The 11,468-nt window shown below is 47.5% G+C and carries 12 protein-coding genes; all 12 read right to left on the minus strand.

What is annotated here, in order from left to right; translation table 11 throughout:
* Window positions 1-4 precede the first annotated feature (4 nt).
* Complete coding sequence (gene rplB / locus NZM04_11405; protein ID MCS7064621.1) at window positions 5-844, minus strand: 50S ribosomal protein L2; 840 nt, start codon at window positions 842-844, stop codon at window positions 5-7.
* A gap of 21 nt (window positions 845-865) precedes the next feature.
* Complete coding sequence (gene rplW / locus NZM04_11410; GenBank protein ID MCS7064622.1) at window positions 866-1,150, minus strand: 50S ribosomal protein L23; 285 nt, start codon at window positions 1,148-1,150, stop codon at window positions 866-868.
* 6 nt (window positions 1,151-1,156) lie between these two features.
* A complete protein-coding gene (gene rplD, locus NZM04_11415) occupies window positions 1,157-1,771 on the minus strand; it encodes a 50S ribosomal protein L4 (protein MCS7064623.1) in 615 nt (204 codons plus the stop codon).
* Between the two features lie 8 nt (window positions 1,772-1,779).
* A complete protein-coding gene (gene rplC / locus NZM04_11420) occupies window positions 1,780-2,484 on the minus strand; it encodes a 50S ribosomal protein L3 (GenBank protein MCS7064624.1) in 705 nt (234 codons plus the stop codon).
* Between the two features lie 14 nt (window positions 2,485-2,498).
* A complete protein-coding gene (rpsJ, locus tag NZM04_11425) occupies window positions 2,499-2,807 on the minus strand; it encodes a 30S ribosomal protein S10 (protein ID MCS7064625.1) in 309 nt (102 codons plus the stop codon).
* Window positions 2,808-2,821: 14 nt separating this feature from the next.
* The gene (fusA, locus tag NZM04_11430; GenBank protein ID MCS7064626.1) at window positions 2,822-4,978 is read right to left on the minus strand and encodes an elongation factor G; all 2,157 of its coding nucleotides are present in this window, start codon (window positions 4,976-4,978) and stop codon (window positions 2,822-2,824) included.
* Between the two features lie 11 nt (window positions 4,979-4,989).
* Window positions 4,990-5,466, minus strand: a complete 477-nt coding sequence (gene rpsG, locus NZM04_11435; GenBank protein MCS7064627.1) for a 30S ribosomal protein S7 — start codon at window positions 5,464-5,466, stop codon at window positions 4,990-4,992.
* 15 nt (window positions 5,467-5,481) lie between these two features.
* Window positions 5,482-5,922: a 30S ribosomal protein S12 gene (gene rpsL, locus NZM04_11440; protein MCS7064628.1), complete on the minus strand. Its 441-nt coding sequence runs from the start codon at window positions 5,920-5,922 to the stop codon at window positions 5,482-5,484.
* Between the two features lie 183 nt (window positions 5,923-6,105).
* The gene (locus tag NZM04_11445; GenBank protein MCS7064629.1) at window positions 6,106-8,709 is read right to left on the minus strand and encodes a U32 family peptidase; all 2,604 of its coding nucleotides are present in this window, start codon (window positions 8,707-8,709) and stop codon (window positions 6,106-6,108) included.
* Between the two features lie 14 nt (window positions 8,710-8,723).
* The gene (kdsB, locus tag NZM04_11450) at window positions 8,724-9,470 is read right to left on the minus strand and encodes a 3-deoxy-manno-octulosonate cytidylyltransferase (GenBank protein ID MCS7064630.1); all 747 of its coding nucleotides are present in this window, start codon (window positions 9,468-9,470) and stop codon (window positions 8,724-8,726) included.
* On the minus strand, window positions 9,467-10,567 hold the full coding sequence (locus NZM04_11455; protein MCS7064631.1) for a glycosyltransferase family 9 protein: 1,101 nt from the start codon (window positions 10,565-10,567) through the stop codon (window positions 9,467-9,469). Before NZM04_11455 ends, kdsB begins: the two co-directional genes overlap by 4 nt.
* Window positions 10,568-10,577: 10 nt before the next feature.
* A partial coding sequence (locus NZM04_11460) for a hypothetical protein (protein MCS7064632.1) occupies window positions 10,578-11,468 on the minus strand: 891 nt, incomplete at its 5' end.

Consider the following 11,468-nt stretch of genomic DNA (forward strand, 5'->3'; position numbering starts at 1 on the left):
AGGTTTACTTCTTGCGACGGTCTTGCACAATAAATTTGTCAGAAATTTTGTGCTTACGACGTGTCTTCAGTCCCTTAGCAAGTTGCCCCCAAGGCGAGACAAGATGCTGACGTCCCCCTCCTCCTTTACTTTTACCCTGCCCCCCACCGTTCGGATGATCAACTGGATTCATGGCCATCCCTCTGACAGTAGGTCGTATCCCTAGCCACCGCTTCCTACCCGCTTTACCAAGCGACTGGTTAAAGTGGTCGATATTTGAGACTTGACCTATTGTTGCGTAACATTTCGCATGGATCTTCCGGATTTCACCTGACGGCATGCGAATATTTGCATAGCCGGCATCCAGAGCCATGAGCGTAGCTGAGGACCCAGCTGAACGACAAATCTGAGCTCCGCGGCCCGGAATCATTTCTATATTATGTATCACTGTGCCCAGGGGAATTTTTTCTAAAGGAAGAGCATTTCCCACCGTAGGCTCGCAGTCTGGGCCACTCATTATGGTTTGTCCGACAGTTAGTCCGTTAGGTGCAATAATGTAGCGCTTTTCGCCATCTTTGTATTCCACTAAAGCGATGCGTGCGGTGCGTATGGGATCGTATTCGATTGTTTTTACTTCAGCTGGTATGCCATGTTTGTCGCGTTTGAAATCTATAACCCGTATGCGTTGTTTATGCCCGCCTCCGATGTGCCGGCACGTAATACGCCCGTAATTATTTCTACCTCCAGTCTTGCGACGCGCAATCGTCAACGGACGATAAGGCTTATCTGTCGTGATGTCCGAAAAATCATCGAGCTCTGTAAAACGCAAGGACGGTGTCAATGGACGAAATTTTTTTAATCCCATATTATTCCTTCTCCTTTTACTCTAAATGAATTCAATTGTTTGCCCTTCTTTTAGCTTCACATAAGCCTTCTTAAACTTTGGCGTTTGACGTATAAGCCCGTTACGAGTTCGCTTGGTCTTGCCTTTTACCACAACAATATTTACTCGCTCAACATCTTTATTAAATAGAGCTTTAATTGCCTTTTTAATTTCCAATTTATTGGCTGAACGATCTACCTCAAAGACGTAACTGTTGCTGGCCTTTGCCGCAGCAGTGCCTTTTTCCGTAATCCGAGGTCTTCGTATAATCTCGTAAGGATCTCGCATAATCTTTTATTTCTTTAATCGTGCTGCTATCTTGCCCATTGCCTCTTCGGTAATGATAATGTTATGATATGAAATCAAATCCTCTGCATTACATTGATCTGCATCGGTAACCCCAAGTGTCGGAACGTTACGCGCTGCTAAATAGAGCTTCGGATCCATTTTTCCAACGATAATCAAGGTCCGACCTTTCAAATTTAGAGGATCGAGTATCGAAAGGAGTTCCTTCGTCTTTGGATTTTTTAATTCTATGGGAGAACTCAAGCTCACAGCCCCATCCATTACCCGCATGCTGAATGCTTTTTTAAGTGCAAATTTCTTCACACGCTTAGGGATCTTCTTCGAGAAATCGCGCGGCTGTGGCCCAAATACAACTCCGCCTCCTCTCCAAATCGGTGAAGCGACATACCCGGCTCGTGCACGCCCTGTCCCCTTCTGGCGCCACGGTTTCTTTCCTGATTTCTGGACAGTGCCTTTCGTCTTTGTAGCTCGCGTGCCTTGACGCCGGTTTGCACGATATGCTGTGACCACCTCAAGAAGAGTCTGCGTCCCTTTCCGATTCGGGATGAGGGGAACGTCCAAAAGTTGGCTAGCTTGTTCCAATGTGAGAGTTTGGGTCTTCATGGAATCAATTACTTTTTGGCAGGCTTTGTCTCAGCTTTTTTAGCGGCCTTCTTAGGCTGTATTTTAGGTCGTGGCTGTCCCTTGATTGCAGGCCGAATGACTACATGGCTTCCCCTTGCTCCAGGGACTGCACCCGCGACTAGTATAATATTATCCTCAGGGCGGACTTGGATCACCTCAAGATTCTGTACAGTCTTACGCTCATTTCCCAGATGCCCGGGCATCCCATGATTTTTAAATACACGCCCTGGAGTTGAACGTTCACCGATTGCCCCATTGCGCCGATGCATCTTCGAGCCGTGGGATGCCGGCTGACCAGAAAAGTTATGTTTTTTAACAACTCCTTGAAAGCCTTTCCCTTTCGTTCGGCCGATCACGTCTACCCACATCCCGACTTTGAAACGATCCACACTCACAACGTCCCCCAAATTCACTTTGTCTAAATCATCTTTCGGATCTATGGGGAACTCACGGATAAAACGTTTAGGTGCCGCATTCGCTTTCTTGCAATGACCAATCAGGGGCTTAGAAGCACGTGTTTCTTTCTGATCAAAAACACCCAGCTGCACTGCTGAGTAGCCATCCTTTTCAACAGTTCGCACCGCCAAGACAGTATTCGGCTCCGCTAAAATTGCCGTAACCGGCCGTATCACCCCCTTGGCATCATACACCCTCGTCATGCCTAGTTTTTTACCTAGTATACCTATCTTCATATTTAGCTCGATCTCTATATCTTAATGGTGATGTCTACTCCTGCAGGCAAGTTAAGCTTTTTAAGCTCATCTACAGTCTTAGAAGTGGGATCAATAATATCAATCAACCGCTTATGCGTCCTCAACTCAAAAGTATCCATACTTTTCTTATCAACATGCGGAGAGCGGTTCACTGTGTAGCGCTCGATTTTGGTGGGAAGCGGGATAGGCCCCGCCACAGCGGAACCTGTTCTCCGTGCAGTCTCCGCAATCTCATTCGAAGCCCGATCTAGGAGTCGGTAGTCAAACGCCTTTAGACGAATTCTGATTCTAGGTGTAGCCATATATAAAATACTCTTTAGTTTTTCTTATTTGCATCCGTGATCTGTGCCACGATCTGTGCGGGCACTTGTTCAAAATGTGAAGGCTCCATCGAATAGGCTGCACGTCCCTTAGACAGCGATCGAATAGTATTCACATATCCAAACATTTCAGCCAAAGGCACTTCAGCGTGTATAATTGAAGTGTTTCCCTTCGTCTCTACGTTAATGATTTTTCCACGGCGACGATTAAGATCACCCAATATATCCCCCTGAAACTCATCCGGTGTAGAAACTTCGACTTTCATGATAGGCTCAAGCAGTATAGAATTGGCCTTCTTCAACGCATCTTTCAATGCAAATATCGCTGCCATTTTGAAAGCCAACTCGCTTGAATCAACCTCATGATAACTTCCAAACACAATGTCTATCTTTATATCAATAACAGGGCTTCCGTTAACCACCCCATTCAGTAATCCCTCCTCTAACCCCTTTTTCACAGCAGGAATATACTCTTTAGGAATCACCCCGCCGACGATCTTGTTTTCTATAACAACTCCTTTACCTCGCCCGTTAGGCTCAACTCTGATACACACATGTCCGTATTGACCACGTCCACCCGTTTGCTTGATTAACTTACCCTCACCGTCCGCAGGCTTCAAAATAGTCTCTCTATAAGCAATCTGAGGTGCCCCCGCAATGGTCTGCACATTAAATTCCCTGCGCATCCGATCCAAAATGATATCAAGATGCAGCTCACCCATTCCGGCAATGATAGTCTGACCAGTCTCCTCATTCGTTGAAACTCGAAATGTCGGATCTTCCTCCATCAACCGGGAGAGACCTTCTGCCATCTTCTCCCGATCAGCTTTAGTTTTGGGTTCAACAGCCATAGAAATAACTGGCTCCGGGAAAGACGGCGGTTCAAGACTTATAGGAAAATCTTCGGCTGCAAGTGTATCCCCCGTTGTGATGTTTTTCACGCCTACTAACGCAGCAATATCTCCCGAATAGACCGTTTCTATATCATCCTTTTTATCTGCTTGCACCTGGATGATTCGCGACACTCGCTCTCTCTTACCAGTCCGTGTATTGACGACTACGTCCCCTTTTGAAAGTTTCCCTGAATAAACCCGGAAAAAGACAAGTTTGCCGACAAACGGATCCGTCCAAAGCTTGAAAGCCAATGAAGCAAACTTCCCATTATCATCTGCCTTAGCCTCTAAAGGTTCAGAAGTATCTTTGTTAACCCCTCTTGCAGGCGGAATATCTAGCGGGCTCGGCAAATAATCCACCACTGACTCGATCAAACTTTGGATACCTTTATTCTTAAAAGCAGCGCCACCAATTACTGGCACAAATTTTAATCCGATAGTCAAGCGGCGTATGGCTTGCTTAAGTTGTTGAGGCGTGGGTTTCTTTTCTTCTAAAAACAATGTCCCAATTTCATCATCTAAGTTTGCCACAGCTTCTATAAGATCCTCTAAGGCTTTTTCAGCCACGGCCTTATACTCATTCGGAATTTCAGTAACCTGGTAAGTGGACCCAAGGACATCATCATCTGAATATATAATCGCTTTTTGATTAATTACGTCTATCTGACCGCAAAGTTCGTTTTCTTTCCCTAATGGAATGAGAACGGGCCATGCGTTAGCACCAAGCTTGGTGCGCATATCGTTTATGGCGTTCTCAAAATTTGCACCGACACGATCCATTTTATTAACAAATGCAATTCTAGGCACGTTATACTTATTCGCCTGCCTCCACACCGTCTCCGATTGAGGTTGCACCCCCGCAACTCCACAAAAAACTGCAATCGCTCCATCGAGCACACGCAACGACCGCTCAACCTCTGCTGTAAAGTCTACGTGTCCGGGAGTGTCTATAATATTTATTCTGAACTTCTGGCCTTCAAAGATCTTATATAAACCTTCCTCCTTGCGAACAGGCCAGAAACAGGTCGTAGCAGCACTCGTAATCGTGATTCCGCGCTCACGCTCCTGTTCCATCCAATCCGTAACCGTAGTGCCTTCGTGCACCTCTCCCATTTTATGAATACTCCCTGTGTAAAATAAAATGCGTTCAGTAGTGGTTGTCTTCCCAGCATCAATATGTGCACAAATGCCGATATTACGCGTCCTTTCCAAAGGATAAGCGCGTTTAGGTGAATTTGGATTTGAAACTGAACCACTCATACACTGTCTCTCTACTTAAATCGCAAATGAGCAAACGCACGATTAGCCTGTGCCATCTTGTGAACATCATCACGTTTCTTGATCGCGCTACCTTGGCCAGCCGCTGCATCTAGCAGCTCAGACGCCAAAGCCTCATACATCGGCACCCCCTTACGTTTATCGGCGAAACTCACTATCCATCGCATGGCTAACGACAGCTGTCTCTCAGGAGCAACTTCGACAGGCACTTGATAGGTCGCACCTCCAATTCGTCGGCTTTTAACCTCAACCCGCGGCTTAACGTTTTCTATTGCACGGTTTACAATCTCAAGTGGATCTCCGTCCTTGTTTTTTTCATTAATCAAATCAATCGCTTTGTAGACGATACGCTGCGCCAAGGTCTTTTTCCCACAGCGCATGACCTTATTAATCAAAAGCGCAACGTTAACTGACTCAAACTTCGGATCAGGCTCTATCTGCCGGCGTATTGCTCTGCGACGTCTTGCCATATACCAATACTCAATTTACTTCTTCGCTCCTTTACTAGCCGGAGCAGCCGATGCACCTCCAGCTTTAGGTTTCTTCACACCATATTTACTACGTGAGACATTACGGGTAAGCTTATTAGTGTTACTCGGTCCCGCCGCTCCAAGCGCATCCAGCGTTCCACGGACTATGTGGTAACGCACCCCAGGCAAATCTTTAACACGACCGCCACGCACTAAAACAATAGAATGCTCCTGAAGATTGTGCCCCTCCCCAGGAATATAAGCAATCACTTCATTCCCGTTAGTCAAACGCACTTTAGCAACTTTGCGCAATGCTGAATTCGGCTTTTTGGGCGTGCGAGTCATCACTTGCACACACACCCCACGTCGTTGTGGACACTTGTCCAAAGCAGGAGCCTTGGTCTTCGCTCTGACCTTCTTACGCCCCTTCCGCACTAATTGATTAATCGTAGGCATAGGCAAACTCTATTTCCCCACAGCTTTTCAGTGCACCAGAAGTTCCTGAACCACTCAGAAACCCCTGCACGCCATACTTCAACACTTCCGTAAGCTTAGCTCGAAGCCCTCAGAAGTCCGGCTGTGAGAGATTGAAACAATGCCAAGAGCCCAAACGCAATCAAGCCTTTTTTTAAATTATCTCTACCTACTAAACTCCCTATCCTCAAAAGTGCCCCTCACAACCCCAACCCCGTTTATCGCCGAAAGTTCCCGAATTAAACATTCAGCCGTCTTTCCCCCCCTGTGCAACGCCTCATAACTCCTCAACAACCTAAGTGCCTCAGCTCGACTCTCATTCAATAATTCTATCCTAAAATTCCTAATTCCTGCTTGCTTAAATACCGAAAAATAGGCAGCCCCACTCTGCGACCGCGCATGAAACACAGTATTCCGGCATCCCACATCAGCTATCACAGGGTGCCTTAACCCAACTCGGTCTTCTAGCTCCACACGGTAACACTCGCATGGGCGACCGCAATTCGTATGATCCGTGCCCTTGGACAAAAAGGCTGCAAACACACAATGCTCCATATGAAACATAGGCATGTGTTGATGAAGCGTGACCTCAAGCCCTCTACCTCCCATAGCCTCAGCGAGCCGTATAATTTGATCCCACGTTAAATCATAACTTACCGTCACCGCCTCTAATCCCCATTCCATAAACCATCGCGCCGACCACGGATTCGCAACATTTAAAGAAAAATCCCCAATACATTTCAGCCCATGAGTTTTAGACTTAGGTGTAAAAAAGAAGAGTCCGCCTAAGTTTCTTATCAAAACCCCATCAGGATTCGCTGCATGGATCACATTAAAAAAACCTATCTCTCCAGATTTTTGGATCCGCGGCGTCGCCAGGTAAATTTCTGCATCGCCATTCGCCAGGGCTTTTAGTTTTTCGACTGCCCCCTGATATCTTCGTATATCTTCGAAATCAAGGTAAATCCGCTTCCAGCCGCACTCTACCGCCACCTCAGCTTGTTCCTCCGTGCGACACAAAACGCTCCATGTAAGATGGCTTCCATCACCGTAAGGTTCAAAACCGCAAACACCAATAAAATCGATTTGCTTTATAACCTTAACTGTTCGATCAGATAAATTGTTTTCATTTACAAAATATAACGCTTTCTCTTTCCTCCGCTCATAAACCCATTGAATCCATCCCTCACATGGCATTATTTGATACAAAAGCTCAACCGCCTTACGTCGCATGCGGTTAATCTCACTCAGCGGCAAAAAGACCTTCCCCTCTATCTGACAGTCAAATCTCTCTAGGGCAAAACAAGTCTCCCCAAGACGCGCGACATGCGCCTCGACACATTCCGAAGTTAAATACACATTCCGCGCTGCCACGACAATCGTATCGGAAACAACCCTTACCTCCCACTGATCTGAGCCGCCGGTCACACTAAAAATTAATTCCGCAGGCTTCCCAGCAGAGCATTTCCAATTAGCTTTGATGAATACTTTTAGGATTTCCTTATCCTTCGCAAAACGTTGACGAATTTCGCGCCTGAGTTGCGGATCATCTGTCTTGAAAACCTTATCGCCCGCCTTGATCTTTGCTTGATTGATCAGCCCTCGTTCAAAAAAAAGCCAATCGCCTCTTACCTGATAAACTCTACCTCCCAGAAGATCACTTTGATCACCGCCATTGTCAAATAAGACACCGTCACCTCGCCTTAATGAAACTTTCACTCCCACCAAGCGAACTCCGTTCCCCTTCACCTCAGCTATCTCACCAACAAATGCACCTCGTTTATTCGAATACAACCCATGCACAAGCTTTTGATGATTTACCCCTTCCAACCACCCCGAATAAAGTCCTCGCGAAAACATCATCTCCATCTCATAGTTGACTTTCGTCCCATTCTTGCTCCGTCTATCACATTCAACAACTTGAGCCTCGATACTCTTCCATGCCTCGTCAATAGCTGAACGATAAGCACCAGTGATAGCCGCCACATACTCAGGCGTCTTCAATCTGCCCTCTATCTTGAAACTAGATATCCCCGCAGCAATTAACTCAGGTATATAATCAATCGCTGCTAAATCCTGGGGAGACAACAAATATCGCCTCTCTCCCAGATCCTTAATCTCGCCGTCCACCCAAAGACGATAAGGTAAACGACAAGCTTGCGCACACTCGCCACGGTTCGCACTTCGACGCCCAAGCGCCTCACTCGTTAAACATTGCCCCGAATACGCCACACACAGTGCCCCGTGCACAAAAACCTCCAAAGGCACACCACAACCCCCAAAACGCCTAAGCTCTCGTATCGAAAGTTCACGTGCTAAGACCACTTGTTGAATCCCCAGCTCTCGCACCACCTCAACCCCTTCCGGTGAAGTCACAGTCATCTGCGTCGATGTATGCAGAGCCACACTCGGAGCAAAACGCTTCGCCAAAAGGCATAAGCCTATATCTTGCACAATTACTGCGTCCACCCCGCTCTCCTCGGCCATTTTCAAGATTCTCACAGCTAAGGGAAGCTCATCAGTAAAAACCAAGGTATTCAAAGCAAGATAACCTCGAACTCCCCTCTGATGCAGATAATCCATCAGAGTTTTCAGTTCGCATAAGCTAAAATTATCAGCACGCATCCGTGCATTAAAACCATCTTTAAGCCCAAAATAAACGGCGTCTGCACCACAAGCTACCGCAGCCCGCACACATTCCCAATTCCCAGCGGGAGACACCAACTCCGGCTTACGACGCACTATGCCATCCTTAGTCGAAGAAACCATAGCCCCTAATCAACTTACACACGTCTCCTCTCCTGCAAAACCCTCTCTACACGAACCAAGTCCTCCTCTCGATCCACACCACACGCATGAAACGTCACACCCATCACACCTATCCTCATCCCAAGCGCTACCGCACGCAGCTGCTCCAACCCTTCACATATCTCCCAAGCCTGCTGTGGAGTATTGACAAACCGCTCCAACGCCTCTCGCCGATATCCATACAAACCGACATGTCTCCACACTTTTCCAGCAGGCACAGGCCAACTCTTTGCGTAGGGAATCTCAGAGCGTGAAAAATAAACCGCTTGCCCATCATCTCGAAATATAACTTTCACCACATCCCGATTTCGCCACTCCTCCTCAGACTCGATCGGATGAGCAAGTGTAACCATATCCCACTTCCCCGCCACTAAAAACTCAATTAAATTATCAACCTCCCTCGCCTCAATCAATGGCTCATCTCCTTGAACGTTGAGCCACCATTCCGCATCAATCGTGCGCGCCACTTCTGCCATCCGATCCGTGCCCGTTGCATGCAGACTCGATGTCATCACAACTTCTCCCCCAAAACCTTCCACTACACGCTTTATCCTCTCGTCATCTGTCGCCACAATCACACGCGCCCCATGTTGATTTTCAATCACCGACTCCCACACCCACTGAATCATAGGCTTCCCGAGTATGGAAGCTAACGGTTTACCCGGAAACCGTGTCGAACCGTATCGGGCTGGTATCACAATAACCACCGAATCCGTTTTCATAGCCACACCAATACCTTTCTTACTTCATCCCACACCTCTGAAAAGCTAATCGAGCTAATCAATTCCCCCACCCGCCGAGTCTGCACAACCCGATGTCGAGACGGATCCACCCCCCTCGGCCCGCAAGCCTCAATTGAAGAACCTCGATCCGTTGGCGCAAACAACGTAACCGTCGGCGTCCCAACTGCCACAGCGATATGATAAGGACCAGTATCTCCCGATAAAAAAATCCTCCCATCACGTATCAATGCAGCAAGCTCTCTCAAGCTAAGTTCTCCACAATAATTATAAACACGATGGACCCCATCCGATTGAGATAGAGCGGAAAGTCTCTCCGCAAGAGCCTTCTCACTTTCATTACCCGTCAACACGAGATCCCAACCAGTGCTTAAAAAAACTTTTCGCGCTATTTCTGCCCAACGCTCCAAGGGCCAGCATTTACTCTCACGTGAAGCGCCAGGATGAATGATAAAATAAGGGTTCCGATCCCCATGTGGATTTTGTTCATTTATATGCAGACGGATTTTTTCTTCCTTAACGGTCAACCCCAGTGCGCGTGCCATAGCACAATTATTCTCTACAGCATGGCCAGTCGCATAGTCAGACTCTCCCGCTCGCCGCATTTCATGCTGATTTGCGAACCAACTGGCAAAACGACTCCATCGCGTGCGATAACGCAGAAACCCTCTTATTCCGCACCAATAAAGCCACGGAATAAGATCCGGCTCTGTGCAATTAGCCACAAGCGCAAGCCTATAATTAGTCCCTTTCAAGCTTACTTTCAATTGCCCCAATCCACGATACTTCCCCCTCACACAAAATACATCGCCCACACTCGGTGAATCCCAATACAACGACTGATTAGGATGCCTCACCAAAAAACCCACACGTTCACGCCCTAAATTCTCAGCCAACGCCGCCAACAAAGGCGTGCAGAGGACAGTATCCCCCAGCGCAGTATTCGCGACAACCAGAACTCCGACTCCCTTTCTCAACTCATCTTGACAACGCTCCAAATCCCACGTCTTCAACAACCCCAAACAGTGGGCAACCTTATGGCTATACTCCCAACTAGGATCAAGGCCTGGAAAGTTCATCTCTTACTTTTCAGTCTATTGTTTCCATCAACTCACACACCTTGGAAAAAACGAGTTCCGCAGTGATCTCTCTCATATCGGCATCAGCAGGACACCGATAGCCTAAGGGTCTCGGCAACTCCACAACGCGATGACGATCCCCGTATCCATACGGGCCCACACGGCTCGCAGGATTGTTACAGTGAATAAGCGCTACAACTCTAGCTCCGACTGCAAATGCTAAATGCATCATCCCCGTATCCGTGGATACCACGACTTTCGCGCTTCCCAACAATGCAGCCGATTCCTCGATACTCAACTTTCCTACACAATCCACCACATTGAGTTGTCCCAGTCGCCGCTTCAATTCATCCCTACGATCCAGATGATCGCGCCCACCCAAAATTATAACATTCACTAAAGGCCACTCTCTCTTAATTAACATGATCAACTCCACATACCGATCAATAGGCCAATCCCGCCAGGCCGCACGCTTCCCTCCACCAATCTGCAGCACGATTCTATGCCCATCGCTGAACCCCAACTCCCTCCTCGCGCGTGCCTCAAAACCAACGCGCTCTTCCTCTTTCACTTGATAAACCAGGTGCGGCTCTGCTGTATCCGCACCCACATACCGCGCTACCCGCAAGGTTTGTTCTACTCCATGTATCTCATCCCAATCCGCAAATGTCAAATTATGCCCGCACAATTCATTCATCCGACTCATGTGCGTAATGCCCACCGTCCGCCCTGCATCGAGCAGAAAACTCAAACAACGTGGCTCTGGATCGTTACCTCTCAAATGCAAAAGCGCATCCCACGGGCCATCCTCTTTCAGTCTCTGATAAAGCCGATAAAAGCGAATCCATCCCTTTTTCAGCCTATAAATTTTCGACACATAAGGATTATGCTCAGCCAATGC

This window comes from Candidatus Methylacidiphilales bacterium (assembly GCA_025056655.1).
GTDB lineage: Bacteria > Verrucomicrobiota > Verrucomicrobiia > Methylacidiphilales > JANWVL01 > JANWVL01.

Excerpts from the sequence above, each read along its gene's own strand:
- rplB (MCS7064621.1), bottom strand. The coding sequence starts at position 844 with ATGGGATTAAAAAAATTTCGTCCATTGACACCGTCCTTGCGTTTTACA.
- rplW (MCS7064622.1), bottom strand. The coding sequence starts at position 1,150 with ATGCGAGATCCTTACGAGATTATACGAAGACCTCGGATTACGGAAAAA.
- rplD (MCS7064623.1), bottom strand. The coding sequence starts at position 1,771 with ATGAAGACCCAAACTCTCACATTGGAACAAGCTAGCCAACTTTTGGAC.
- rplC (MCS7064624.1), bottom strand. The coding sequence starts at position 2,484 with ATGAAGATAGGTATACTAGGTAAAAAACTAGGCATGACGAGGGTGTAT.
- rpsJ (MCS7064625.1), bottom strand. The coding sequence starts at position 2,807 with ATGGCTACACCTAGAATCAGAATTCGTCTAAAGGCGTTTGACTACCGA.
- fusA (MCS7064626.1), bottom strand. The coding sequence starts at position 4,978 with ATGAGTGGTTCAGTTTCAAATCCAAATTCACCTAAACGCGCTTATCCT.
- rpsG (MCS7064627.1), bottom strand. The coding sequence starts at position 5,466 with ATGGCAAGACGTCGCAGAGCAATACGCCGGCAGATAGAGCCTGATCCG.
- rpsL (MCS7064628.1), bottom strand. The coding sequence starts at position 5,922 with ATGCCTACGATTAATCAATTAGTGCGGAAGGGGCGTAAGAAGGTCAGA.
- NZM04_11445 (MCS7064629.1), bottom strand. The coding sequence starts at position 8,709 with ATGGTTTCTTCGACTAAGGATGGCATAGTGCGTCGTAAGCCGGAGTTG.
- kdsB (MCS7064630.1), bottom strand. The coding sequence starts at position 9,470 with ATGAAAACGGATTCGGTGGTTATTGTGATACCAGCCCGATACGGTTCG.
- NZM04_11455 (MCS7064631.1), bottom strand. The coding sequence starts at position 10,567 with ATGAACTTTCCAGGCCTTGATCCTAGTTGGGAGTATAGCCATAAGGTT.